General features: G+C 60.4%; 22 protein-coding genes and 1 tRNA gene. 5 read left to right on the top strand and 18 right to left on the bottom strand.

Going from position 1 to position 24,519, the window contains the following annotated elements:
• Nucleotides 1–31: 31 nt before the first annotated feature.
• The gene (locus DMP11_RS04000; RefSeq protein WP_214647095.1) at nucleotides 32–283 is read left to right on the top strand and encodes a hypothetical protein; all 252 of its coding nucleotides are present in this window, start codon (nucleotides 32–34) and stop codon (nucleotides 281–283) included.
• Between the two features lie 7 nt (nucleotides 284–290).
• Here DMP11_RS04000 and DMP11_RS04005 read toward each other — a convergent pair whose 3' ends face one another.
• The 6 genes from DMP11_RS04005 to DMP11_RS04030 all read right to left on the bottom strand — a co-directional run bounded on the left by DMP11_RS04005 (nucleotide 291) and on the right by DMP11_RS04030 (nucleotide 5,298).
• Nucleotides 291–1,592 carry a hypothetical protein gene (locus tag DMP11_RS04005; RefSeq protein WP_123185220.1) on the bottom strand — a complete coding sequence of 434 codons (1,302 nt, stop codon included), beginning with the start codon at nucleotides 1,590–1,592 and terminating at the stop codon, nucleotides 291–293.
• The gene (locus tag DMP11_RS04010; RefSeq protein ID WP_123185221.1) at nucleotides 1,589–2,581 is read right to left on the bottom strand and encodes a hypothetical protein; all 993 of its coding nucleotides are present in this window, start codon (nucleotides 2,579–2,581) and stop codon (nucleotides 1,589–1,591) included. The genes DMP11_RS04005 and DMP11_RS04010 overlap by 4 nt, the downstream gene beginning before the upstream one ends.
• A gap of 59 nt (nucleotides 2,582–2,640) precedes the next feature.
• A complete protein-coding gene (locus tag DMP11_RS04015) occupies nucleotides 2,641–3,834 on the bottom strand; it encodes an IS3 family transposase (RefSeq protein WP_123185222.1) in 1,194 nt (397 codons plus the stop codon).
• Nucleotides 3,791–4,165 carry a hypothetical protein gene (locus DMP11_RS04020; RefSeq protein WP_123185223.1) on the bottom strand — a complete coding sequence of 125 codons (375 nt, stop codon included), beginning with the start codon at nucleotides 4,163–4,165 and terminating at the stop codon, nucleotides 3,791–3,793. Before DMP11_RS04020 ends, DMP11_RS04015 begins: the two co-directional genes overlap by 44 nt.
• Before the next feature lie 12 nt (nucleotides 4,166–4,177).
• On the bottom strand, nucleotides 4,178–4,555 hold the full coding sequence (locus DMP11_RS04025) for a hypothetical protein (protein ID WP_123185224.1): 378 nt from the start codon (nucleotides 4,553–4,555) through the stop codon (nucleotides 4,178–4,180).
• A gap of 77 nt (nucleotides 4,556–4,632) precedes the next feature.
• On the bottom strand, nucleotides 4,633–5,298 hold the full coding sequence (locus tag DMP11_RS04030) for a hypothetical protein (RefSeq protein WP_123185225.1): 666 nt from the start codon (nucleotides 5,296–5,298) through the stop codon (nucleotides 4,633–4,635).
• Nucleotides 5,299–5,609: 311 nt separating this feature from the next.
• Between DMP11_RS04030 and DMP11_RS04035 the strand changes: the two genes are divergently transcribed.
• Complete coding sequence (locus DMP11_RS04035; protein WP_123185226.1) at nucleotides 5,610–6,209, top strand: type IV toxin-antitoxin system AbiEi family antitoxin domain-containing protein; 600 nt, start codon at nucleotides 5,610–5,612, stop codon at nucleotides 6,207–6,209.
• Complete coding sequence (locus DMP11_RS04040; RefSeq protein WP_214647096.1) at nucleotides 6,206–7,054, top strand: nucleotidyl transferase AbiEii/AbiGii toxin family protein; 849 nt, start codon at nucleotides 6,206–6,208, stop codon at nucleotides 7,052–7,054. The genes DMP11_RS04035 and DMP11_RS04040 overlap by 4 nt, the downstream gene beginning before the upstream one ends.
• Nucleotides 7,055–7,120: 66 nt before the next feature.
• Here the strand turns inward: DMP11_RS04040 and DMP11_RS04045 are convergent, their stop codons facing one another.
• Entirely contained in the window at nucleotides 7,121–8,314 is a 1,194-nt protein-coding gene (locus DMP11_RS04045) for an IS3 family transposase (protein WP_123185222.1), read from the bottom strand.
• A gap of 209 nt (nucleotides 8,315–8,523) precedes the next feature.
• On the opposite strand from DMP11_RS04045, the gene DMP11_RS04050 reads away from it, so the two are divergent.
• Nucleotides 8,524–8,600, top strand: a tRNA-Pro gene (locus DMP11_RS04050).
• A gap of 166 nt (nucleotides 8,601–8,766) precedes the next feature.
• Here DMP11_RS04050 and DMP11_RS04055 read toward each other — a convergent pair.
• From DMP11_RS04055 to DMP11_RS10595, 11 genes are all read right to left on the bottom strand, one after another.
• Nucleotides 8,767–10,221 (bottom strand): APC family permease, encoded by a 1,455-nt coding sequence (locus DMP11_RS04055; RefSeq protein WP_123185227.1) that lies wholly within the window; start codon nucleotides 10,219–10,221, stop codon nucleotides 8,767–8,769.
• A 138-nt stretch (nucleotides 10,222–10,359) separates the two neighbouring features.
• On the bottom strand, nucleotides 10,360–11,802 hold the full coding sequence (locus tag DMP11_RS04060; RefSeq protein ID WP_123185228.1) for a glutamate decarboxylase: 1,443 nt from the start codon (nucleotides 11,800–11,802) through the stop codon (nucleotides 10,360–10,362).
• 122 nt (nucleotides 11,803–11,924) lie between these two features.
• A complete protein-coding gene (locus tag DMP11_RS04065; protein ID WP_214647097.1) occupies nucleotides 11,925–13,490 on the bottom strand; it encodes an amino acid permease in 1,566 nt (521 codons plus the stop codon).
• A 310-nt stretch (nucleotides 13,491–13,800) separates the two neighbouring features.
• Nucleotides 13,801–14,952 (bottom strand): lysylphosphatidylglycerol synthase transmembrane domain-containing protein, encoded by a 1,152-nt coding sequence (locus DMP11_RS04070; protein ID WP_123185230.1) that lies wholly within the window; start codon nucleotides 14,950–14,952, stop codon nucleotides 13,801–13,803.
• 21 nt (nucleotides 14,953–14,973) lie between these two features.
• Nucleotides 14,974–16,548, bottom strand: coding sequence for a bifunctional phosphoribosylaminoimidazolecarboxamide formyltransferase/IMP cyclohydrolase (gene purH, locus DMP11_RS04075; protein ID WP_123185231.1), 1,575 nt, complete (start codon nucleotides 16,546–16,548; stop codon nucleotides 14,974–14,976).
• A 160-nt stretch (nucleotides 16,549–16,708) separates the two neighbouring features.
• Nucleotides 16,709–17,698, bottom strand: coding sequence for an XdhC family protein (locus DMP11_RS04080; RefSeq protein ID WP_123185232.1), 990 nt, complete (start codon nucleotides 17,696–17,698; stop codon nucleotides 16,709–16,711).
• Between the two features lie 292 nt (nucleotides 17,699–17,990).
• On the bottom strand, nucleotides 17,991–18,605 hold the full coding sequence (purN, locus tag DMP11_RS04085; RefSeq protein ID WP_123185233.1) for a phosphoribosylglycinamide formyltransferase: 615 nt from the start codon (nucleotides 18,603–18,605) through the stop codon (nucleotides 17,991–17,993).
• Nucleotides 18,605–19,672: a phosphoribosylformylglycinamidine cyclo-ligase gene (gene purM / locus DMP11_RS04090; RefSeq protein ID WP_123185234.1), complete on the bottom strand. Its 1,068-nt coding sequence runs from the start codon at nucleotides 19,670–19,672 to the stop codon at nucleotides 18,605–18,607. The genes purN and purM overlap by 1 nt, the downstream gene beginning before the upstream one ends.
• Nucleotides 19,673–19,795: 123 nt before the next feature.
• Nucleotides 19,796–21,205, bottom strand: a complete 1,410-nt coding sequence (gene purF, locus DMP11_RS04095) for an amidophosphoribosyltransferase (RefSeq protein WP_123185235.1) — start codon at nucleotides 21,203–21,205, stop codon at nucleotides 19,796–19,798.
• Nucleotides 21,206–21,366: 161 nt separating this feature from the next.
• The gene (locus DMP11_RS04100) at nucleotides 21,367–22,311 is read right to left on the bottom strand and encodes a class B sortase (RefSeq protein ID WP_123185236.1); all 945 of its coding nucleotides are present in this window, start codon (nucleotides 22,309–22,311) and stop codon (nucleotides 21,367–21,369) included.
• 108 nt (nucleotides 22,312–22,419) lie between these two features.
• Nucleotides 22,420–22,548, bottom strand: coding sequence for a hypothetical protein (locus DMP11_RS10595; RefSeq protein WP_257432285.1), 129 nt, complete (start codon nucleotides 22,546–22,548; stop codon nucleotides 22,420–22,422).
• A gap of 289 nt (nucleotides 22,549–22,837) precedes the next feature.
• Here DMP11_RS10595 and DMP11_RS04105 point away from each other — a divergent pair, with 289 nt between their 5' ends.
• On the top strand, nucleotides 22,838–24,244 hold the full coding sequence (locus DMP11_RS04105) for a sodium-dependent transporter (protein WP_214647098.1): 1,407 nt from the start codon (nucleotides 22,838–22,840) through the stop codon (nucleotides 24,242–24,244).
• Nucleotides 24,245–24,519 lie beyond the last annotated feature (275 nt).

A 24,519-nucleotide genomic window follows, 5' to 3' on the forward strand; every position in this document is an offset into this window, starting at 1 on the left:
GATGAGCGTGGTTCAGGGAATAGATGGAAGGGTGAAGCGGTACGTCTGCGTGACCGCTCGCATAGACGAGGACGGCAGGACGCGCCCCATGTCCGTGCAATGGTGGAACGGCGAGACCTATCCCATAGAGAAGGTCATCTCGGTTTGTCGCCGCTCATCTAAGCGCGTAGGGGGCGATGGTATCTGCTACACCGTTATCATTAACGGCAAGGAGACCTTCCTCTACCACGAGGACCCGCGCTGGTTCGTTGAGGAGAAGGTCGCAGAAGGGCATATCTGCTGAGCAGGCCTCATTCGCGCCCCGACGTATCGGTATCGGCATCTGCTATGAAACGAATCTCGCCCTCAGTTATTAACAACGCATTGGCACCGTTGAACATGAAGTCGAGATTATCAAGCTGGCTTATCTGCGCGTCAACTGTTGACGGCATGGACCCGTCCTTCGAGATTTCGCGGTAGAGACCGCGCTTTTTATCCTCGTTCTTTTTCTTGCCCTCTTTGAGCACAGCGAGAGGTGTGTGCCTATCAACGAACTCGCCAACGTGCTTGACCGCTCCATCCACGGGGTTCTTTGGCGGCTCTTTCAATTCGCGCTTCTTGGCTACGGCGATGGGAGAAAGACCTTTGACTTTATCAACCTTGACGCTCAGTTTCATGCAAACATCGTCGTGAGCCGATTGATATTCCTCAAGCATGTCCGAAGCAGATGCCTTCAGCTTGCCGACGCGTTTTGAGGAGAAGTCGTTATCGTATTGCATGCTGGTCTGTTCAACGAGCATTGCAAGCTGGAATGTTGACGCAGACGCCTCTTCCAAGGTTCGCAGCTTATCGATAGCCTCTCTTGTTTCCTTTTCATTCAATCGGCCACTCTTTGACAGCTCTTGCTTAAAGTCGTTCAGCGAAGAGATCTGATAGGACCAGAGCTGTAGTGCAGCGGTACTCATGCTTTCAAGGTTATTGATTACTGCCTGAAGCTTTACCGGGTCGGCGCTGTTGTCCTCAAGATCCGTCGCGTATTGCTTGAGCTTTCTGAAGATTCCATCGATCTCAGCTTCTTTGTCGCGCCCAAGCATCCGCTCGATGGTGGCAATCCCACTCTCGATGCTTTCGAGCTTCGAATTGATTTCGGTCATATACGCTTGACCTACTACGATTGCCGCGCCTTGAAGAGCCAAGTTCGCAACTGCGGCAGGGTTGGACTTCAGCCCCGCCTTTTTGATGGCGGCTTGGGGATTAAAATTTCCGTCCTTGTTGAATCCGCCCAGTTGCTTCCATTCTTCCCAGCCGGGCGTTTTGCGGTTGAGCAGATCGCTCCAACCAAGCTGCTTGCCATCGACCACTGGAAACCGGACTATGGCCGCATCTTTGCCTGGCACGGCTGCAGCAACGTTGCCAAGAAGCGGAATGAGGGCATCGAGTCTCGCTTTGAACCCGCTGAAACCAGAAGGGATTGCGAGTGAATGGTCTTCGCTTTCTAGCGGGACCGCATCAAGCTCTTCGCACCCAATCAAGATCATGTCATCGTCCTCACCTGGAGGAACGAGTGCGGCTTCAAGATTCAGCTCTTCGTTATCACTGTTGTTGTCTTTCATTTCTGGATCTCCCGAATCATTGCTTTGGGGTCGTCTATGCTTATTCCGATAGCCCGCACTTGCTTCGTGCCGGTTATTGTTCGCGCTAACACTGGGCACTTCGTGATGATCCAAAGATTTGCTTTGTAGAAGGTCCCAAAGTTGAGCGCATCCTCTTTTGGAAGGTCGCAGGCATCTCTTTCAGTAACGCAGACCTTCTCGATTTCGGAAAGCGGAATCACCGCCTCCATCTGGATGCCGCATTCCAGGCGAACGCAATCCTCGCCTATCGCGACAGGACGCATCACGCGAGCTCGCGCGTCACCTACGAGCCAGATGACCGCATAGACCGAAAGTGCCGTCACGACGCATGCGGCGGCTACGCTCCACTGCGATATGAGGAGGTGGACACCAACTATCTCAACCGGGAACGCGAGCGCGAGACCGAGCATCATGCTCATGTAGCCTCCGGCATTGTGATAGCTGAAAGCTCTCTCTCCCGGAAGCACGTAGGGCTTCTTTCGCCACGAGAGCAATGCGTAGTACCAGACGCTGAGCTCGGCTGCCGCCATGCCCGCAGGCGTATCTTTCCTCACGAGGTATAGCATCGTCTCCTTGAACCAGACCATGGGATCTGCGCTGGCTTTCCTCGCGGACTTGTAGACCCTGGCCACCTTCAGGCACTCCTTGACAGCGATGGCGATCTCGACAGGCACCAACGCAGCGAGCAGATACGGCAGCACACCAGCCTCGGCAGACCCGAGCGCGAAGACGCTCAGTCCATAGCCGATCCAAATGACGGGGATGACCGAAAGAAGCGTGAGCCTTCGCGGCCTTACGACGAGAAGGTAGAAGCCGACAGGGATCCCGACCATGAAGTCGAGCGGCAAAGCGACGCCTTCGATGTGACTTGGTATGTATGGAGCAGAGATGACGCCGTAGGTGTAGAGGGCGAGACCCAGCGTGCCGAAGCCGATCAAGCTCAATCGCTGCCTTCTTGCTGCATCCATCTCTTCTCCCTCCTTGCTTAACTGGGACAAAAGGGAGTGCGGATGTTTTCTTGGACCGTTCAGCTTGCATATCCAAGGGATTGCCTGTACTCCTTGGGACTTAGCCAGCCTAAGCGTTTCTTGATACGCTCCTCATAATAATAGCGAAGGTAGGAATCTAAGCGTTCGATGAACTCGTTAGCGCCAACACCCCGCCAATCGCGTCCGTGGTAGAACTCGATCTTCAGACGTCCGAAGAAGCCCTCGCATGCGGAGTTATCGGCACAGCATCCCTTCCTGGACATGCTTCTTGTAAGCCCCGCTTCCTCACAGAGCCTAATCCATGACGGGATACGGTAATGGACACCTCGATCGGAATGGATGATAGGATGCGATCCCTTCCGCTTCCTTGCGATCGCATCCTTCAAACTCCCATCGGAGAGCTCTTTTGAAGGATGCCTTCCGATCCGCCAAGAGACAGGGGCGCCGTCGAAGACATCGATCACGGGATGGAGATAGACCTTGCCACCTCCGGGAAGCGCGAACTCGGTCATGTCCGTCAACCAGACCTCATCGGGAGCATCAGCCAGAAAGTGGCGCTTGACATGGTTCGCTGGAGCATCTGTGATCTCCCCTTTGTAGGAGCAGTACTTCCTAGGCTTGTTCGGACGTATCACGTGCATGCCCCCGTCGCGCATGAGGCGGCGAACCACCTTCTCGGAGACCTTCACGCCGCCTCTTTTAAGGGTCGCCCAGATGCGCCGGTAGCCGAAGGTGCGATTGCTCGCATCGAAGAGCATGCGCACCTCTTTTCTGAGATCAGCGTACTTGTCGTACCTAAGACGGCGCTTGTGGTACTCATAGGAGCTCTTCGATATCCTCAAGAAACCTGTGATCGAGCGGAGGGGCAGGCCTGTCGCCATTCTCAATCTCTCGCCTAACTCGCATTTGCTCCTGTTCGAGATCGAATCCGGCGCCCACCCTTCCGCTTTTAGGTCGGCCAACACCGCCCGAAGCAGCAGGTTCTCTATCTGGGAAGGTTCAAGCCCCGCCAAGGGTCCCGAGCGTGGCGGCTCATAAAGATCGTCCATTTCTGCACCTTTCTCATCGTCATCCAATGGTACAGGTACGGCCTCTTCGCTAAGTGTGCGCGCAGATTCAATCCATCTGTGGAGCGTCCTTCTGCTTACCCCGATGATCTCGGCGGTATGCATGACGGTGGCGCCTTCCTCAACCATCTTGATTGCTTTTGCCTGAAGCTTCTGCTTGTACATGCGGACTCCTAACCTGACCGATTCTTAGGTCCAAGTTTTCGTCCGCACTCCAAATTGTCTCAACGATTGAGATGTATGCAGCGAGAGCCAACTCGCTCGTCGCCTCGAAAGGCACATCGAAGACTAGATCAACCGTGATTGCGCGATCTGGCAACTGAATGCCGTGGGCGAGCATAGCGGCTATGACCAGAGCCCTGATCTCGCTCGCAGCCCTCTCGGTCACACCGGTTATACGGAGGTCGGATGTGCCGGGTCCAGATGACGGTGTTGCTGATATGCAGCGCGATATGCCGTTCTCGGTTATGACCGTTGCGATGGCTACGTGGCTCATAGGAGCCTCCTTTCAGCTAGATACGACCTCTATCGCCACCGACGGCTCAACATGGATCGCGAGGTTCTCGTTGTCGCCGGATGTGCGGAACTCGATGTCATCCCAGCTCTCGCCTATACGGCAGAACTCGTAGGGAATCTCCTGCTCGTCGAACTCACCCAGCGCCTCTTCCACGTTGGTGACGTCGCAGAGGAGTCCGACGTACCATTTGATGTCGTCCCATCCGAATACGACGCTGCCGCCTTCTTCCTCGAAGTAGCCGGGGTCGATGTCGGAACCGATGAGCGGATATTCGACGTTGCCGCTCTTGTTCTTGAGATCCATTATTTCGAGAAGGGCGTCGTACCCCTCACGGATGGTCGCTATCTTGACTTCGCTTCTGTATCCCATCTTCGTATCCTTTCTCGTATGGGCGGCTGAACAAGGAAGCGCCGCCAGCTCTTGTGAGCCGACGGCGGCAGGGGCGGTTACCTGCGCGGCACGATCCTGCAGGTGTCTCCGTGGGGGTAGTTGTTCGGGTTCCAGGAGTGGTCGCCTTCGTGGTCGTATCGCTCGACGTATGCGACGCCTTTGCGGTCTGAGCCGTTAACCATCCCGGTGCCGAAGCCCACGACCGGATACGTCTTGACCGAACCGTTAACCTCGCACATCCAAACCTCGTCGCCGAGCCTCAGCTCGCATACCGGGACCACTTCCGCATCGAGGTAGGCGCCTAGGCGCTCTGTCTCGGGCATGCACTCATCGAAGGCCTTGAGCATCTCAGCGAAGTCGTATTCGGATTGCTCTTGGGATTCCGGATAGGCGACCATGCGGGAGGTACTGAAGTCGCTGCCGTAATCGGTGGTGAGGCGCTCGACAATCTCCCAGCCGTCGATGACGTAGATGCCGTTGTCGCCGGGGTCCATCTGGCGATCCGTCGTGTAGGTGCTGATGCCGACGCTGTTTGAGCCTCCGAAGAAGTTGCCCAGCACTTGACACAAGCGAGCCCAGCCGTATGAGTCGGAGCTAGGCGGACGGTATCCTTTCAGCTCGCAGTACTTGAGGAGAGGCTGGATCGTGTCACGGCCTCCATTCCAGTGGACATAGACGCCGAGCTTGCGGTCTTTTGTCGTGATGACTGCTCGATTTCCCATGGTTTGCGACCTCCTATTGTATCGGCGCAGGCCCTATGCCTTCGCCTTTCGGGCGGAGGTGCGACGAGGTTCAGCGGACGGCGCAAGGGGAAAAGCGAAAACCCGGAGGGCTATGAGTTTTGCCTGTTCGGGAATCCTCCACTCATGACAAAAGTTTTTCGAGGCCCTTGAGCCGAGGCTGGTTCTCGGCAAGTCTTTCAGCCAGAAGGAGAAGCGGGCTCGCCGCAATAGGGCGCAAGGCGAATCGAGTGGAAGTAGATTATTAGACCCAAAAAACGCTAGAATATGGGTCTGTTAGTCTAGGAGGCCAAGTGACCGAAACCATTGCAGAACATATCGAGAAGCTGGGAGGCGTCGCCACCTCATCTCAACTCAAGGAGGCTGGGTATGCGCCTGGTGTGATCGAGTACGCCTTGAGCAGCGGCAAGATCGACAGGCTGACCCGAGGCGTCTATTGCTCGCTCGATGTGCTGGACGATGAGTTCGCGGCGGTGACCATGCGCTGGCCAAAGTGCATACTCTCGCATGGAACCGCGCTGTATCTGCTGGGGCTATCCGACCGCGTCCCCGGGAACCTGAGCGTTAGTGTCCCACGGGACTATAATCCGCAGGAGCTGAGGCGAACCCATCCTGACATGAGGATCCATCGCGAGAGCGACAGACTCTACGGGTTGGGCAAGACCACAGTGAAAGACCCTATGGGCATCATCGTGCCCACCTACGATGCGGAGCGATCCATAGCCGACATCATCCAAGAGAGGGCCAAGGGAACCGCGAACCCGCAGATCGTGAGGGATGCCATAGTGGGCTATTTCAGGAAGGGCGACCGCGACCTGCCCAAGCTCGCGAAGATGTGCGAGGCCTTGGGCGTTCGAGATGAGCTGCAAAGGTACCTGGAGGTGCTCGAATGAGCGAGATGAGAAGCGATGCGAGCCTGAGAGGGAAAGTGCGCCACCTTGCCAAAGAGCACGGACTAAAGCCCCAGGAAGTGCTTCAGATGTATCTCTTCGAGCATCTGCTCATGCGCTTGGCGGTGAGCTCCTACGCTGACAAGTTCGTTCTCAAGGGCGGCCTTCTGATCTCGTCGATGACCGGCATCTATCAGCGCACGACAATGGACATGGATGCGACCGTCGTGGGCATGTCCATGGATGAGGCGACAATTACGAAGGCTCTGCGCGAGATCTGCGCAACCGATGTTGGCGACGGTATGACATTCGAGTTCGAGAGGATCGAGCCCATCCGCGAAGACGACGAGTACGCGAACTGGCGCGCGCACCTCAGGGCGTTATATGGAAGAATCGACGCGCCGGTGAAAGTGGACATCACGACTGGCGATGCCATCTATCCAACGCAGATAAGGCATAATTTCGAGTTGATGTTCGATCAAGGCACGCTCGATGTACTGTCCTATCATCCGGCTACCGTTCTGGCAGAGAAGCTGGAGACGGTGATTAGCCGAGGAGAGGCGAACACGCGCGGCAGGGACTTCTACGACCTGTATGCTATCCCGCGCTATTATTCCGGATCCATAAGTGAACAAGACCTTCGAGAAGCTCTTCGCCACACTGCAGAGAAGCGAGGCTCACAGCAGGCTATCGCGGACTGGAAAGACACGCTCGAAGGGATTCGCGCTTCAGCCATCATGCATCAGGTTTGGTCTTCCTATATTGCCGACGCCCCATATGCGAAGGGCACCTCCTTCGACGATTCGCTTGATTCGATCGAGAGATTGATGGGTTCGCTGAGGCTATAGCTGGACTCTAACCTCAGAGAGCTAAACGGTGAGACAAAAGGGAGTGCGGATGTTTTCTTGGACCGTTCAGCTTGCATATCCAAGGGATTGCCTGTACTCCTTGGGACTTAGCCAGCCTAAGCGTTTCTTGATACGCTCCTCATAATAATAGCGAAGGTAGGAATCTAAGCGTTCGATGAACTCGTTAGCGCCAACACCCCGCCAATCGCGTCCGTGGTAGAACTCGATCTTCAGACGTCCGAAGAAGCCCTCGCATGCGGAGTTATCGGCACAGCATCCCTTCCTGGACATGCTTCTTGTAAGCCCCGCTTCCTCACAGAGCCTAATCCATGACGGGATACGGTAATGGACACCTCGATCGGAATGGATGATAGGATGCGATCCCTTCCGCTTCCTTGCGATCGCATCCTTCAAACTCCCATCGGAGAGCTCTTTTGAAGGATGCCTTCCGATCCGCCAAGAGACAGGGGCGCCGTCGAAGACATCGATCACGGGATGGAGATAGACCTTGCCACCTCCGGGAAGCGCGAACTCGGTCATGTCCGTCAACCAGACCTCATCGGGAGCATCAGCCAGAAAGTGGCGCTTGACATGGTTCGCTGGAGCATCTGTGATCTCCCCTTTGTAGGAGCAGTACTTCCTAGGCTTGTTCGGACGTATCACGTGCATGCCCCCGTCGCGCATGAGGCGGCGAACCACCTTCTCGGAGACCTTCACGCCGCCTCTTTTAAGGGTCGCCCAGATGCGCCGGTAGCCGAAGGTGCGATTGCTCGCATCGAAGAGCATGCGCACCTCTTTTCTGAGATCAGCGTACTTGTCGTACCTAAGACGGCGCTTGTGGTACTCATAGGAGCTCTTCGATATCCTCAAGAAACCTGTGATCGAGCGGAGGGGCAGGCCTGTCGCCATTCTCAATCTCTCGCCTAACTCGCATTTGCTCCTGTTCGAGATCGAATCCGGCGCCCACCCTTCCGCTTTTAGGTCGGCCAACACCGCCCGAAGCAGCAGGTTCTCTATCTGGGAAGGTTCAAGCCCCGCCAAGGGTCCCGAGCGTGGCGGCTCATAAAGATCGTCCATTTCTGCACCTTTCTCATCGTCATCCAATGGTACAGGTACGGCCTCTTCGCTAAGTGTGCGCGCAGATTCAATCCATCTGTGGAGCGTCCTTCTGCTTACCCCGATGATCTCGGCGGTATGCATGACGGTGGCGCCTTCCTCAACCATCTTGATTGCTTTTGCCTGAAGCTTCTGCTTGTACATGCGGACTCCTAACCTGACCGATTCTTAGGTCCAAGTTTTCGTCCGCACTCCAAAATGTCCCAATGGAACATCCTTGCGTCTTGCAAATTACCGGAGGAACCGGTGAGCCTTTTGGGAGAATCTTTGCACAAGCTGAGGTATTCTATTGCCTGCAACACAGGGTCTATGCTAGGATGGCTCTTGCCGTTTTTCCGGCATCTGACGCGAGTCGGGTTGTGGCTCAGCTTGGTAGAGCGCTGCGTTCGGGACGCAGAGGTCGCAGGTTCAAATCCTGTCAACCCGACCACTGAATTCAAAAGGGAGCCGAAAGGCTCCCTTTCTTGTTTCCGCGCTTCGCTACGGGCGCGCGGACTGGCCCGAACCGCATCGAGCGCGACAGCCAGGCAAGCTGCCGGTATGGGCCGACCCCGCCGGCGCCGAGCGCGCAGGCCGGCAGGGCCCGCACCTTGCCCCTAGCCCATCGAGGGCACGCGGTGGGTCACCCGGCGCATCACCGTGTAGTACACCATGCCTATTACCAGCCACACCACGCCGATGATCAGCGGCAATGCCCCCAACGACACCAGGATACCGAAGCAGATGATGGCCCCCAGCGCCGGAAACAGCAGATGGGTGAACACCTGCCGATAGCCCCTTTCCTTGAACCAGCACAGCACTATCACGCACAGGTTCAACACCACATAAGTGGAAAGCGCGCCGAAGTTGCCCACCTTCGCCACCATGTTCATGCCCAACGGCGCCATGATGAAAATCAGCGCCACCGAAAGCGCCAGCACGAAGATGTTGGCCACCAGCGGCAGGTTGGTGCCCTTCTTCAACGTGCCCAGCTTGGCGGGCAAGGTGCCCTCCTTCGCCATGGAGTACAGGATGAGCGAAACGGAAGTTTGCGCCACCAGCGCCGTGAACACCCCTTGAGAGAGCGCTACCGCAATGGCGCACAGCACCGCCAGCCATGGGCCCGCCACCATCTGGGCCACCAGGTAGAAGCCGTTGTCGGGATCGCTGGCGAACACAGCACCGGTGGGGTCGATGCAGGTGGCGATGTAGCATTGGCCGGCAAACAGCACCACCAGCAAAAGCGCCATGATCATCATGGCCCGCGGCGGGCCCTTGCGCTCGTCTTTGGCCTCTTGGGTGAGGGTGGCTATGCAGCCGAAGCCCACATAGGACAGCACCGCCAGGCTAACCGCCGACATAGTGTCCGCGAAGTTGAACTTCTCCGGGTTGAAGAGCGCCATTGCGGTAAAGCCGCTGGTGGCCGGATGCTGCACGATGTAGGCGATGCCCAGCACCATGAACAGCCCCAGGATGATTATCTCGGCCACCAGTGCCAGGCGGTTCACCACCATGGTGGTTTCCATGCCGCGCAGGCTGACCACCGCCACAAACGCCCAGAAGATGAGGCACCAGCCCCACACCGGCACCGCCGGCACAAAGCCGTTCATGGCGGTTCCGGCGATGATGAACATGAGGGTGGGCGAAATAAGGTACTGCAGCAGCATCAGCCAGCCGGTGAGAAAGCCCATGCGGGGGCCCATGATGTGGGAGGCGTAAGTGAAGATGGAACCGGACGAGGGGAAGCGGCGAATCATGTTGCCAAAGGAGAACACCGAAAACAGCACGGCGGCGAAGCCGATGACGTAGGCCAGCGCCGGCATGCCATGGGAGCTTTGGAACACGCCGCCGTAGATGGCCATCGGGGCGATGGGCACCATGTAGATGAGCCCGTAGACCACCATGTCCATAACGGTGAGCACTGGGCGGAACTGCCCGCGCTCGGCATTCCCCTCGCCCTTATCAGCTACGGCATTGCCAGCCGATGCCGGCATCCCAGCATCTGCCGCCGGAATCGGTTTTCCCTGCCCCGCGTTTACGGAGACAGTTGACGCATTCGCCTTCTTATCCATAGTTATCCCCACCTTGCAAGAGGGGCCGCCCGCTTCCCAACCTTAAGCGGACGGCCCCGAAAACTCTTCCCGTCACCAGGAATTACTCAGAGGAACACGCCCAGGCACTTGCCCGTGCGGCTCTGTGGCCACGCCAATCTAGCGGCCCGTGTGGTTGAAGCTGCCCGCTGAGATGTTTGAATCCTGAGCACCGATAACGGAGGCGTTGTCCAGATTCTTGATCTCGGCAGCCATGTCCTTCAGGAACTTGTCGGCCATGGTCATGGACAAGTCGGCGCGGGTCACGATGCGTTGGCAGGTGACCTTCTCCATGTTGGCGGGCAGCGGGTAGGCCGGCACCTGCCAACCATGCATGCGCAGACGGTCGTCCAAGTCGTACAGGGTCCACTTCTTGCCGGCGGCCGGGTCGAGGCTCCAGCAAAGAATCGGGATTTCCGTGGCCTCTTCGTACATGGTGAAGATGCCCAGCGCCTTGATGCCTTCTACCAAGTGATGCGCCACGTCCATGGTGCGCTGCTGGATTTCCTTGTAGCCCTCGAAGCCGTTGCGCATGAACACGTAGTATTGGCCCACGATCTGCGAAGCAGAGCGGCTGAAGTTGATGGCCATGGTGGCTTCCTGACCGCCCAGGTAGCTCACCCAGAAGATCAAATCCTCCGGCAGGGCTTCCTTGCTGCGCCACTCAATCCAACCGATGCCAGGATAAACCAGGCCGTACTTGTGGCCGGAAGTGGAGATGGACCATACATTGGGCAGACGGAAGTCCCACTCAAGGTCAGGCTCGATGAACGGGGCCACCATGCCACCAGAGGCAGCGTCCACATGGATGCGCACCGGCATATTGGTGTGCTTGTTGTACTCGGTCAGAGCGGCATCGACGCCCTTCACATCATCGTAGCGGCCAGTATAGGTGATGCCCAAGATGCACACAACGGCAATGGTGTGATCATCAACGTACTTCATGCATTGCTCAGGGGTCATGTACAGATGGTCGGCGTCCATAGGCACTTCGCGCATCTCAATGTCCCAATAGCGGCAGAACTTCTCCCAGCAAATCTGATAACCGCTGGTGATTACCAGGTTAGGACGATGGGACGAATAGATATCGATACCAGCGGCCTTTGCCAAAGCCTTCCAGCGGAACAGAGCCGCCAGGCCGCCCAGCATACAGGCCTCAGACGAGCCCACGGTAGAGGTGCCCATCGGCTGCTCGTTTTGATCGGCATGCCAAAGGTCTTGGATGATGCGCACGCAACGGTTCTCCAAATCGGCCGTCATTGGATACTCGTCCTTGTCGATGGCGTTCTTCTCCAGCGTGTCCTTCATCAGTTCGGTGGCCTCGGGCTCCATGTAGGTTTGCACGAAGGTGCACAGGTTCTGATGGGCGTTTCCCTCGGTGCCCAGGTATTCGCGAATCACTTCGCTGGCAATGCGGGGCTCAATGGGATCGTGGTTCAACTTAGTTTCCGGCATTTCCACATCGGTGGCGTAAGAGCCAAAGATAGGGGTGGTGTAACCGGTCTTGGAATTCATCTCCGACAGCTGTTCCGTGGAAACGAGCTTGGTATCCTTGTCAGTCATTTCAAATATCTCCTTTGCTTTGTGCGACGTCGTTGCAAAGTGCGGCGTTGCGGATCGGATAATCCAAACGCTATGTGAAACGGGGCGCCTTCAACGCTCCGTGGGCTTTCGCCTGCGGGGGCTTAGACCGCATGTGGAGCGCGGCTTTTACCGCCGCGCGAAGCCGCTTTGGGGCTAGAGGGTTTTTTGGAGCCATCCCAGTGATGGCGCAGGCCATAGATGACGAACGGGATGGCCACCGAAACCGCCCAGCAAATCAGCAGCGTAATCACGTACACCGTATTTGCCTGAGGCGTAAGCTCGCTGGAAGGGAAGAACGAAACCACGAGGGCGAACAGGGTAAGCGCCAAACCGCAGCCGGCCACGATGAGCTTGCCCACTTTGCCGCCGAACACGTTGAACACGCGCGGCAAATCGCCGTGCTTCAGCACCAGCTTGAAGTAACCCAGGAAGAACAGCACATAGCCCACCAGGTAAATGACCACCGTCAAACCCACGGCCGTCAGGTACGACACCGAGGAACTGGAGCCTCCGGACAGGGCCATGGAGCCGCACAGCACCGCGTCCCAAATGGTTACGATGATGCCTTGGATGACAACGGTCTTGACGCTCACGCCATGTTTGTTGGTCTTGGCGAAGGAGGCCGGAAGGATGCCCTCCTTGGCGGTGTCCAGCAGAGCACGGGACGGACCCACAATCCAGGAGGAAATCTCCGCCAACACGCCGGCAGCCAGCAGAAATGCGATGACGTACACCAGCCACCCCATGTGCAGGTGGGTATCGAACATCGCCGCGAACGAAGAGATGACGCCAACGCTCATATTGCCCTCAAGCTGGCTCAAGGGGATGGTCATGGCCACAGCCATGCCGCCCAGAGTGTCCAGCAGGATGGTGAGAACGCAGAGCACGATCATTACCAACGGATAGGTGCGGCCAGGGTTCTTCAACTCGTTCACATGGGAAGCGGACGCCTCCACGCCGGCGAAGGCCAAGATGAACGAGGCAAAGATGACCAGGGTGCCCACCTGTGTGAAGTCGGGCACAATGGAGCCGGCGCTTAGCTGCAGCTGGGAAACGCCGCCGGTGGCCAAGTAAGCCACCAGGCCCACCATCAGCACGATGGCCGGAACCAGCACGCCACCGAAAAAGCCGATCTTAGCGATACGGGCCGTCAGCTTGGTGCCGCCCAACTGGGTAAGGGTAAGGCCCCACACGATGATGGCCACGCCGATGAACATGACCAAGGGGTTGTTGTAAAGGGCGTCCCAACCCACGATGTAGGAAAGGGCCGCCAGCACAAAGAATGCCATGGTCACAAAACCCACCGTAATTTGGAACCACTGGTAGAACAGCGCCGCGAAGCCCCAGCGCTTCCCCAGCGTATTGCCTACCCATGCGAAAATTCCGCCCGATTCCCAGCCTTTCACAGTTGCCATCTCGGCCGCGCACAGCGCGACGGGAAGGAACCAGAAAACACCGCCGAGAACCAGGAAGAAAATTAGATGCATACCCGAAGAAGCGAAGTTCGGATACGCGTACACCGTCATTACCATTGAAGCGGTGATGGCAAAGAACCCGAAGAAGCCCAGCGTTTTCAGCGGGGATCCCGGGGCCTTGGCCGGCGTGCCTGCGGCACTCGCGGCGGGTGCCGCGGCCGTTGTCGCAGACATATCATGTGATGCGCCCATGATGGCTCTCCCTTCTTTCCGTGCACTGAAACTGCACGATTCAAAAGGGATCATCGGCACTTCCAGCACGGCGAATAACAATGCTGAAAGTACAGGCAAAATATGGAGGGCGAGTTACAGATGAATGGCCGTTACCGAAAACGCCCCCATGCGTTTTGCTGCCGACACTTTGGTACCCGGTGGGAACTTGCATTCGTTGATGCACTGTAAATTACCAGGTAAACGTACCCGACCTCCGCAAGGCCAGAGGCAAACCCCGCACAGACGCAAACCACTGGCCAAACAAAAAGGGCCCGAAGGCCCTAGAGTGCTACTCCGCAGATTTGCAGCTCGCTGAATCGCCCGCCATGCCGTCCGGCAATGGCTGCGCCGCCGAATCGCCAGAATTCCCGGAGTCGTTCTCCGGCAGCACCTCTTCGGCCTTCGCATCGGCCACTTGCGGCTGCTTGCCCTTCTTCCCCGAGTCCTTGAACGCGCTGGTGCGCTGGATGAGAATCGCACCCACCAAAAACGGCAGCCAGAACACGATGGAGCGGTACACCAACACCGTTGCCATGGCGGTGGCCTGCGACAACTTGAACAGCGTGAAGGCCACCACCACGGCTGCCTCCACGACGCCCACCCCCTGGGGCACGAAGGAAATCATAGCGAACAGCGTTGCCACCACATAACCGCAGATAAGCGGTTCGGCCACGTCCACCCCGAAAGCCATGCCCGTGAACACGAAACAGGCAAGCTCGCAGGTGGATGCCAGAAAGGAAAACCCGAAGGCCTTGGCGGTGATCTTGGGGTTCTTCACAATCATGCTGGAAGAAGACGAGAACGAGGTCACCAGCTTGTCCGCCCAGGGGTCGATAGGGCCCTTCTTGAAACGACGGGCCACCTTGTCCACCAAGCGTTCGATGGGAGTGAGCACTTTCACCAGCCACTGGGGGCGCACTCCGCCAATCACCATGAACGTGACCAGGCCACCCACCAGCAGAACCGCCACCATGCCCAGCGCGAACCAGCCCGGCTGCAGCCCCACGGTAAACGATAAAATGCCGAAGCCCAGCAGCATGATCATCACGAAACCACTGTCGATGGTCACCTGCATGAGGAGGGCGGCCGAAGTCGCCTGCCCCGTGGAAACGCCACGCTTCTTGGAGTCGTCCACCACCAACGTGACGCCGGCCAAATTGAACGAGGGCGCCACCGTGTTCATGAAGAAGGTGCCGAACACCAACTTAATGGCCTCGCGGAAGCGCAGCGTGGCATCCACCGATCGAAAGCAGTAAATGTAGGCGCCCCCCTGGGCCATGTACTTGCCCAACTGCAGCAACACTGCCAGCACCAGGAAAAGCGGAGTACCCTTTTGGATGGTCTCCCCCAACTCCACCAGCTGATCGCCCCGCAGGAAGATGACCGCCAGCACAATGACGATTACCACGCCGCCAAGGATTTTTTGAATGTTTCCCTTCATGCAGGCCAGCCGTTCTTTCCCTTAGTGGCGGAAATGGCGATGGCCGGTGAACACCATGGCCACACCCTGCTCATCGGCGGCAGCAATAACTTCCTCATCGCGGATGGAGCCGCCCGGCTGCACCACGGCGGTTACCCCCGCCTGGGCCAGCACGTCGAACCCATCACGGAAGGGGAAGAACGCATCGGATGCGGCAACGGCCCCCTTCGCCTTTTCCCCTGCCTGTTCCACGGCGATGCGGGCGGAGTTCACGCGGTTGGGCTGGCCGCCGCCGGCCCCCACCGATGCATGGTCGCGGGCAATGAGGATGGCGTTCGATTTCACCGACTTGCACGCTTTCCAGGCGAAAATCAGCTCGTCCATCTCTTCGGCGGTAGGCTGGCGCTTGGTGGGCACCGTCCAGGCGGCAATGTCGGCCGCCTCGGCCACGGCGTCGGATTCCTGGCACAGAAGACCGCCCTCCACCGAGCGGTACTCCACTTCCCCGCCGGCCGGGTTCACGCCGCCTGTGGCCAATAGGCGGGCGTTCTTCTTGGCGGAGTACATCTCCAGCGCCTCCTGGCTGAACTCGGGGGCGATGATGCACTCCACGAACTGCTTGTTGTCGAAAATGGCCTGCACCACATCGCCCCCCACCGCGCGGTTGAAGGCCATCACGCCGCCATAGGCGGAAACCGGATCGCACTCATGGGCGCGCTTGTAGGCGTCCACCAGGTTGGAGTCCTCGCACACGCCGCAGGGAGTGAGGTGCTTCACAATCACACAAGCCGGTTGCTCGTACTCGCGCACGGCCGCCCATGCGGCGTCCACGTCCAAATAGTTGTTGTAAGACATCTCCTTGCCCTGGTGCTGAGTGGCGCGGGCCAGGGAATGCTCGGCCCCCTTGTAGCTATCGCGCACGTAGAAGGCTGCCTTCTGATGAGGGTTCTCGCCATAGCGCAGGTCTTGCTTCTTGGTAAGCCCCAGCGCCTCCTTGGCGGCAAAGCCCTCCCCTTCCAGCTGGGTGCCCAGCCACGCGGCGATGGCCCCGTCGTAGGCGGCAGTGGTACGGAACACCTCCAGCGCCAGCGCCTCGCGGGTGCCGTAAGTAGTGGCACCGCCGTTGGCGCGCATCTCCTCCAGAATGCCCTCATAGGCAGCAGGATTGATGACCACGGCCACCGAAGCGAAGTTCTTGGCAGCCGAGCGCAGCATGGAGGGGCCGCCGATGTCGATGTTCTCGATGCAGGTGCCGAAGTCGGCCCCGGAGGCCACCGTCTTATCGAAAGCGTAGAGGTTCACCACCACCATGTCAATCATCTGGATGCCATGATCGGCCGCCTGCTGCATGTGGGCCGCGTTGTCGCGCTTGGCCAGAAGCCCGCCGTGCACCCGCGGATGAAGGGTTTTCACGCGCCCGTCCATCATTTCGGGGAATTCGGTCACCGCGTCGATGGGGGTGACAGGAATGCCCGCTTCGCTGATGACCTTGGCGGTGCCGCCGGTGGAGATGATCTCGCACCCGAACTCATCCACCAGGGCGCGGGCGAAATCGACCACGCCGGTTTTGTCGGTCACCGACATCAGTACGCGCTTGATGGAAGGATTTTCAGCCATGAGCAGCCCTTCTACTTGGGAGTTGAAAGCGTTGACGGCAAAAGGATAGCGCAAACTTGGAGATATGCCCCGAAAAGCGGACAAACCGCATGACCGATGGGCAAAAAAGCAGCGCTGCCGCACGAAGGCGACAGCGCCGTTGAACCGCCGTTGCGAGCCGTTATCGGCCCAAGTGGGCATCGTGCAAATCGCGCGCCTCTTGGCTGTAGCGCTGCCGGTAGCGCACGTCCACCAGTTCGGCCACGATGGCGATGGCCAGATCGGCCGGGGTTTTGGCGCCGAACTTCAGCCCGATGGGCCGCTTCACCCGCTGCCAATCCGCTTCGCTCACGCCCCCTTCCAGCACCAGCTCGCGCACCCGGTCGTTCTTGCCCGAGCAGCCCATCATGCCCACGTAGTGCACACCGTTCTGGCAGGCCCAGACGCAGGCTTCGGGGTCGAACATGTGCCCGCGGGTGAGCACGCACACATAGTCTTCCGGCCGCGCCGGCATGTTGGCCAGCTCGGTAAAGTTGCCGCCGTGCAGCAGGATGCGCTCTGCCTCCGGGAAGCGCTCGGGGCTCAGGAAGGCAGGGTCGTAGTCCACCGCAATCACATGGAAGCCCACATGATTGGCCAGTGCCGCCACTTCCACCGCCGCATCCGATGCCCCCAAAAGCCACACCCGCACCTTGCCAAACAAAGGCTCGCTGGCCCAGGTGAGGCCGTCGAACTGATCGTTGTGCATCGACGGGCCGCGGGTGACGTCCTTCATCTGGAAGGTGTCGCGGGGGCTGTAGGGGCGGCTGGCCACAATCTCCTTGGCATCGTTGCAGAAGAATACCAGCGGCTGCCCGTCGGCCGATCCCTGCTGGCCGTACTTCTTGGTCACCTCGTTGTCCACGTTTGCCACAGCCGCCTGCGGATCGAACACCACTTTGAAGCCCAGCCAGGCCAAATCCCCTTCGTCGACGGCGCGGATGGCCCGCTGGAAGGTGGGGATGTCGGCCGGGGTGAGGGTGGCGGCGATGGCCTGGAGGGTTTCGGGGCCCTTGTGGGCATCCCCCGCCGTGGCCTCCTCCGAGAAGCAGGCGAACTCCTCCACCGGCAGCACCGGGGTGCACCCCTCCTGCAATGCGGCCACAATCGCCTCAAGCGTTTCTTTCTTCATAAGAGCCTCGTTCCGCCCTTGCGGGCACTAGGTGTCTGGTTTCGCTGATTATAGCATTTTGAGGATGATTGCGAAGCGGCCGTTTCGCACTGGAAACCCGCGGCAGGCGGCGACGTAACTAGCGCGCCTCCCCGCTGCGCCGCTGCGAGCAGAAGGCCCGCGGACAGGCGACGCCTCTCGGAAGCGGAAGGCCGCAGGGCAGCAGGCGGCGCCTCCCCGCCGCGGAGGGCGCACGCAAAAAGCCGGCGCAGTTCCCCACACCGGCTTCCCCATTGTTTGCAAAGCAGCGCCCTTAGGCGATGTGTACCTTGCGCTGGGCATCCAGACTCATGCGCCCTTCGGCGATGGCAGCGATAACCGCCGGATACAGCTGGTGCTCGGCCTGGTGGATGCGCTCTTCCAGAGTTTCGATGGTGTCGTCTTCCCGCACCTCCACCGCCTGCTGCGCCACGATGGGGCCCTTGTCGTAGTCTTCGTTGGCCAAATGAACGGTAATGCCCGTCACCTTCACCCCCGCCTCCCATGCGTCCTGGATGGCGTGGGCCCCCTTGAAGGAGGGTAGCAGCGCCGGATGCAGGTTCAGCACGCGGTCGGGGTAGGCAGAAAGCACCGCAGGCGTCAGCTTGCGCATGTAGCCGGCCATCACCAGGTACTCGGCGCCGGCGGCCCGCATGTTCTCCACAATCAGCGCGTCGGCCGCCTCCGGCACGGCGTACACGGCGCGGTTCAGCACCAGCACCGGGATGCCGGCTGCCTCCGCCCGGCGAATGCCAAAGGCGTCGGGGCGCGAAGACACCACGGACACAATTTCGGCGTTCACCTGGCCCGCGGCGATGGCGTCGATGATGGCCTGCAAGTTGGTGCCGCTGCCGGACAGCATCACACCGATTTTGAGCGGAGCCCCCATTACAGCAGCGCCCCCTCGTTTTCGTAGCGCACCGTGCCTTCGCCGGCGGCCACGCGGCCCACCTCGTAGAACGCCTCTCCCGCTTGCTGCAGCGCGGCCTTCACTGCCCCTGCCTTCTCCGGCGCCACAATCAGCACGCAGCCAATCCCCATGTTGAAGGTCTTGAGCGCCTCCGCCTCGGAAAGCCCCGCCTTGTCGCACACATAGCGCACCACGGGGGGCACCGGCCATGCGACCAGGTCCACCACGGCGTCCACGGCCGGGTTCAGGGCGCGGTTCAGATTCTCGGTGATGCCGCCGCCGGTGATGTGGGCCAGCGCTCGCACGGCGCCCGGCACCTCCTTCAACAGGGACAGCACCGGCTTCACATAAATACGCGTGGGGGTGAGCAGCGCCTCAAGCACGCTGGCGCCTTCCAGCGCCTCCACCGGCACCCGCAGCTCTTCGGCGGTTTTGCCCTCCACGCACACCTTGCGGGCCAGCGAGTAGCCGTTGGAGTGCAGCCCCGTGGAGGGAAGGGCAATCAGCACATCGCCTTCGCGCACCGCTTCCGGGTCAAGCATGGCCGGGCGGTCCACCAGCCCCACGCAGAAACCGGAAAGGTCGTAATCGTCGGGGTCCATCACGCCGGGGTGCTCGGCCATCTCGCCGCCGATGAGGGCACACCCCGCCTGGCGGCAGCCCTCGGCGATGCCCCCCACAATTTCGGCCATGGCGCCAGAGTCCAGCTTGCCCACCGCCACGTAGTCCAGGAAGAACAGCGGCTCGGCGCCGGTGGCCAGGATGTCGTTGGCGCACATGGCCACAAGATCGATGCCCACCGTGTCGTGCTTGCCCAGCATCTGGGCCACCTTCAGCTTGGTGCCCACGCCGTCGGTGCCCGAAACCAGCAGCGGGTCAGCCATCTGCTTGGCCGCCGCCAGCGAGAACAGGCCGCCGAAGCCGCCGATGTCCCCCACCACCTCGGGTCGATAGGTGGAATGCACCGCCCCCTTGATGGCGTCCACCGCGCGGGCGCCCTCCTCGATGTCCACGCCCGCCTGGGCATAGGTGACTTGCTCGGTCATGGCCGTCCTTCCCTCAAGTTTTCGTATGGGCACCAGTATAAAGGAGAACGACCGCGCAATCGCGAAACCGCCCGGGCAGCGGGGCAACGGGCGCAGGTGGAGCGAGACAGTAACGCCGCGGCGCTAGGGTAGCGGCACAGGCACCACGTAGTCGCCGGTGAAGCAGGCTTCGCAGAAGCCGGGATGGCACACGTCGGGCAGGCTGGCCCGCAGCCCTTCCAAGCTGATGAAGGCCAGCGAATCGCTGCCAATCCACTCGTTCATCTGGGGCAGCGTCATGTTCGCGGCAATCAGCTGATCACGGGTGTCGGTGTCGATTCCGTAGAAACAGGGCCACAGCACCTCCGGGCTCACAATGCGCAGGTGCACCTCGGCGGCCCCCGCCTCCCGCAACATGGCCACCAGCTGACGGGAGGTGTTGCCGCGCACGATGGAATCATCAATCACCACCAGCCGCTTTCCCCCGATAACGCTGGGCAGCGGGTTCAGCTTCAGGCGGATGCCCATTTGCCGCATCTCCTGCGTGGGCTGGATGAAGGTGCGCCCCACGTAGCGGTTCTTCACGATGCCGTCGGTGAAAGGGATGCCGCTGGCCTCCGCAAAGCCCAGCGCCGCCGGCACGCCGGAGTCGGGCACTCCCAGCACCAAGTCGGCGCGGGCCGGCGCCTCCCGCGCCAAGATGCGCCCCATGGCGCGGCGGGCTTGGTACACGCTTTGGCCGTCCAGCACCGAGTCGGGGCGAGCGAAGTACACGTACTCGAAGATGCAGCTGGCCCGGCGCGCGGCGGGCACCCCCTGCTCGGCGGTGAGGCCGTCGCGGTTGAAGCGCACGATCTCCCCCGGCTCCACGTCCCGCAGGTAAGTGGCCCCCACAATGTCGAGCCCGCACGTTTCGCTGGAAACCACCCAGCCACCGCCCGGCAGCCCTCCGATGCAAAGCGGGCGGATGCCGTTGGGGTCGCGGAACGCGTAGAGGGCATCGGGGCTGGCCAGCACCATGGCGTAGGCGCCCTCCATGTGCTCCATCAGCCAGCGGATACCCTGGCGCAGATGGTGGGTGTCCTGGGTGATGTGGCCGATGGCCTTGGCGGCCACCTCGCTGTCGGTGCCGGCCCGAAGCACCACTCCTTCCGCGTCCAGCTGCGCCCGCAGCGCTTCGGTGTTCACCAGCGTGCCGTTATGGGCCAGCGCCACCAGCACGTTGTCGATGGCGGAGATGTGAGGCTGGGCCGCTTCCCAGCTGGCCGCCGCGCCCGAGGTGGAGTAGCGGCAATGGCCCACCGCCACAAAGCCCTCCAGCGCCGCCAGCTTGGCCTCGTCGAACACCTGAGTGACCAACCCCAGGTCCTTCGCTTCCACCATCGAAGCGCCGTCGCCCACCGCGATACCGGCGCTCTCTTGACCCCGGTGCTGCAGCGCCTGCAGCCCGAACCCGGTGATGCGGGCCACGTCCTGCCCCGGGGCGAACACCCCGAACACTGCACACTCCTCTTCCGGCGTATCGGCCAGCTGGCCGGGCAACGTGAAGCTCATCGGGCCCCCATCCGTCTCAAATCCGCGCAACGCCCGCCGCTCCGACTCCGCCCGAAAACAACAGGGCCCTCCCCCGCCTGCCGCGGCCGAACCGGCGCGCAGCTGCAGGGGAAGGCCCAAGCGTTTCAGGCGCATGGCCGCCTCACAGCGGCATAGAGTGACTACTCTTCGCGAGCCTGCGCATCACCTGCGATATCCAACGCGGCATCTTGCCCCACCACGGTTACATCTATGTTTCCAGAGCCGTCGGCGGGCACGAATTTGTCCGTGTAGGCGAACACGATGCGCCGGTAATTGGTGTTCTGATTCCAGCACGTGGCGAACGCGAAAATCTTGTGCATGTCCTCAACGGGAGGGGCCGCCGGGTCTGGCGTCACCTGCGACTCGGCCATGATGCGCTGCAGGTACTCCACTTCCTCTTCGGGAGTGTCGAAGTTGGGATGCACGATGGAGGCGTCGTTGGCGGGCCACTGAATGGCGGCGAAGGTGGTGAGCACGTAGGTGCCCTTCGGCGTGATGATGTACATGCGGCGGTGGGCGTTGAACTCCTGCGAATCCAAGAAGCCCTCCAGCACGTGGAACATGCCACCGTTGTAGAGGTTATGGCCGTAGATGAAGTTCAGCTCGTCCGAGAAGTCGGCCGTGTTGTCGCCGGACAGCATGATGGCCCCGTGCTCGGCGCCGAACTGGGACGACTCCCGGTTGAAGTTGCGGTGCAGATAGTACTGGTCGTCGCCGTCGCGGTGCACGATGGGGTAGCTGATGGGGGTGTCGGGCATGTACACCCAGCCCACCAGGTCTTCGTTGATGGCCCGCAGGGCATCCCAGTCCACCGAGAAGTCCAGCTCGTCGGCAGAGGCCTCCATCACCTGCAGGTGGTCGGCCGCCAGCTCCTCGTACACGGCATCGCCCTGGTGGTAACTCCAGATGAGCGCCCCCAGCACGCCGCCGCAGCCCACCAGCACCACGATGGCCACCCAGAACACCACCGTCCACAGGCGCCGCTTCTTCTTCCGCTTCTTGCGCTGGGCCTTGGCTTCTTCCGAGCCATAGGCCTCCCGGCTCATCTGAGCCTCGTCCGGCACAGGCCGTTTGTTCCCAACCATATCTCTCTCCTGCCACGGGCCGCGAGGCGCAGCCCCATTCAGATAAAAAGACCCCTACACCACTCGGTGACAGGGGCCATGCTTGTCAGTACCGTAAGCCAGATGCGGCTATTTTTTCTTCATCTCGTCGATGAACCCCTTCGCGATGAACGCGATGAGGATGATTACCACCACGGCCACAATAACCCAAAGGGCCTGCGGAGGCAGCACGCCGAAGATGAGCCCTGATTCGTCCATGTTAGCTTCCCTTCTTACGCAGTGAACTTGAAGCTTAAGAATTTAACTTTCCCAGTTTACCATTGGCCGCCGATTTCGCCAAACGGCGCCGCGGGATTTTGATGGGGCCGCGGGCCGCCCCCGAAGTTCGCGCCCCGGCCGCCGCCGCAGACGGCCACTGCCCCTGGCGGCGCCCCCTGCAGCCCTCGAAGCGGGGATCACGCGGAGCCAGTTCAACCGTCAGCCAATAAATGACCCAGCGCCCGCCGCCGTCCGCCTACAATGATGGGCACCAATCAAAGGGGGCATTGTGACCAACAACGAGAACCTGGTGGCCGAAGAAGCGGCCGCCACCGAAATAGGCGCCGAGCCGGGCGCCCAAGGTCCGAAGAAGCGCGATACCTTCGCCACCCGCGCCGGATTCATCCTGGCCTGCATCGGCAGCGCCGTGGGGATGGCCAACATTTGGCTGTTCCCCTACCGCGTGGCCCAGCTGGGCGGCGCGGCGTTCCTCATTCCCTACTTCGTGTTCGTGCTGCTGCTGGGCTTCACCGGCGTCATCGGCGAAATGTCGTTCGGCCGCGCCATGCGCACCGGCCCCATGGGGGCCTTCGGCAAGGCCATGGAGATGCGCGGCGTGAAAAACGGCAAAGTGATCGGCAAGGCCATCGGCCTTATCCCCACCTTGGGCTCGCTGGCCATCGCCATCGGATATGCAGTGGTGCTGGGCTGGGCCTTCAACTACCTGGTGGCCGCTCTCGACGGCCAGCTGATGGCCCAAACCAACATGGGGGCCTTCTTCTCCGGCATCGCCTCCAACTTCGGCAACGTGGGCTTCCATCTGCTGGGGCTGGTGGTCACCTTCCTCGTCATGATCGCCGGCATTTCCCGCGGCATCGAGCGGGTGAACAAAGTGCTGATGCCCACCTTTTTCGTGCTGTTCTTCATCATTGCGGTACGCGTGGCCACCTTGCCCGGCGCCGACGCCGGTTATATGTACCTGCTGGTGCCCCGATGGGAGGCGCTGCTGAATCCCACTACCTGGGTGTACGCGCTGGGGCAGGCGTTCTTCAGCCTGTCGCTGGCCGGCTGTGGCACGCTGGTGTACGGCAGTTACTTGAAGAAAGATGTGGACGTGGTGTACGCCGCCCGCAACGTGGCCATCTTCGACACCATCGCCGGCATGCTTGCCGCCTGTGTGGTGGTGCCGGCGGTGTTCGCCTTCGGGCTTGACGTGTCCAGCGGCCCACCGCTTCTGTTCATTACGTTGGCCCAAGTGTTCCAGGAAATGCCCTTCGGCGGCATCTTCGCCATCATCTTGTTCGTGGCAGTGGTGTTCGCCGCCATCACCAGCCTCATGAACCTGTTCGAAGCGCCGGTGGAAGCGCTGCAAGAGCAGCTGCGCCTCTCCCGCGGGGCCGCCGTGGGGGTGGTGGCCATCGCCGCGGTGGGCATCGGCCTGTTCCTGGAGAGCGGCGACGTGGTATCGGTGTGGATGGACGTCATCTCCATCTACGTGATTCCCGTAGGAGCATTCTTGGCGGCCGTCATGTTCTTCTGGGTATGCCCAAAGGGGTTTGCGAAGAAACAGGCGGAACTGGGGCGCGCCAACGCCCTGCCTCTGGGCAAGTGGTTCGATTTCGCCACCCGCTACGTGTTCGTTATCGTAACCGCCGCCGTCATCGTGCTGGGCATCTTCTTCGGCGGCATCGGGTAAGGCCGGCAAGGCACGGAGAAGTCTCCCACCAACTGCGAAAGGGCCCCTCGGGGCCCTTTTCTTGTGGCAGCGCTCGGGCGCGGGCAGGCGCTTCGCGCGCTTGCTAACACGGACACCCCTGCCACCGGGTGCTCCTCGCCGCCGCTCTTCATAGGGCCGAGATTCTATCTCGGCCTAAATGCACAGCTACGTCCCAGCTGTCGCCCAGGCAGAGATAGAATCTCTGCCCTACGAAAAACGCTGCATCGGAAGCCTCTGCCCCCCCCCCCGAATAA

The sequence above is a fragment of the Parvibacter caecicola genome (genome assembly GCF_003725335.1).
GTDB lineage: Bacteria > Actinomycetota > Coriobacteriia > Coriobacteriales > Eggerthellaceae > Parvibacter > Parvibacter caecicola.

Bases quoted from the DNA above. Each gene is read 5' to 3' on its own strand.
- DMP11_RS04005 (WP_123185220.1), bottom strand. From the start codon at position 1,592: ATGAAAGACAACAACAGTGATAACGAAGAGCTGAATCTTGAAGCCGCA.
- DMP11_RS04010 (WP_123185221.1), bottom strand. From the start codon at position 2,581: ATGGATGCAGCAAGAAGGCAGCGATTGAGCTTGATCGGCTTCGGCACG.
- DMP11_RS04015 (WP_123185222.1), bottom strand. From the start codon at position 3,834: ATGTACAAGCAGAAGCTTCAGGCAAAAGCAATCAAGATGGTTGAGGAA.
- DMP11_RS04020 (WP_123185223.1), bottom strand. From the start codon at position 4,165: ATGAGCCACGTAGCCATCGCAACGGTCATAACCGAGAACGGCATATCG.
- DMP11_RS04025 (WP_123185224.1), bottom strand. From the start codon at position 4,555: ATGGGATACAGAAGCGAAGTCAAGATAGCGACCATCCGTGAGGGGTAC.
- DMP11_RS04030 (WP_123185225.1), bottom strand. From the start codon at position 5,298: ATGGGAAATCGAGCAGTCATCACGACAAAAGACCGCAAGCTCGGCGTC.
- DMP11_RS04040 (WP_214647096.1), top strand. From the start codon at position 6,206: ATGAGCGAGATGAGAAGCGATGCGAGCCTGAGAGGGAAAGTGCGCCAC.
- DMP11_RS04045 (WP_123185222.1), bottom strand. From the start codon at position 8,314: ATGTACAAGCAGAAGCTTCAGGCAAAAGCAATCAAGATGGTTGAGGAA.
- DMP11_RS04055 (WP_123185227.1), bottom strand. From the start codon at position 10,221: ATGGATAAGAAGGCGAATGCGTCAACTGTCTCCGTAAACGCGGGGCAG.
- DMP11_RS04060 (WP_123185228.1), bottom strand. From the start codon at position 11,802: ATGACTGACAAGGATACCAAGCTCGTTTCCACGGAACAGCTGTCGGAG.
- DMP11_RS04065 (WP_214647097.1), bottom strand. From the start codon at position 13,490: ATGGGCGCATCACATGATATGTCTGCGACAACGGCCGCGGCACCCGCC.
- DMP11_RS04070 (WP_123185230.1), bottom strand. From the start codon at position 14,952: ATGAAGGGAAACATTCAAAAAATCCTTGGCGGCGTGGTAATCGTCATT.
- purH (WP_123185231.1), bottom strand. From the start codon at position 16,548: ATGGCTGAAAATCCTTCCATCAAGCGCGTACTGATGTCGGTGACCGAC.
- DMP11_RS04080 (WP_123185232.1), bottom strand. From the start codon at position 17,698: ATGAAGAAAGAAACGCTTGAGGCGATTGTGGCCGCATTGCAGGAGGGG.
- purN (WP_123185233.1), bottom strand. From the start codon at position 18,605: ATGGGGGCTCCGCTCAAAATCGGTGTGATGCTGTCCGGCAGCGGCACC.
- purM (WP_123185234.1), bottom strand. From the start codon at position 19,672: ATGACCGAGCAAGTCACCTATGCCCAGGCGGGCGTGGACATCGAGGAG.
- purF (WP_123185235.1), bottom strand. From the start codon at position 21,205: ATGAGCTTCACGTTGCCCGGCCAGCTGGCCGATACGCCGGAAGAGGAG.
- DMP11_RS04100 (WP_123185236.1), bottom strand. From the start codon at position 22,311: ATGGTTGGGAACAAACGGCCTGTGCCGGACGAGGCTCAGATGAGCCGG.
- DMP11_RS10595 (WP_257432285.1), bottom strand. From the start codon at position 22,548: ATGGACGAATCAGGGCTCATCTTCGGCGTGCTGCCTCCGCAGGCCCTT.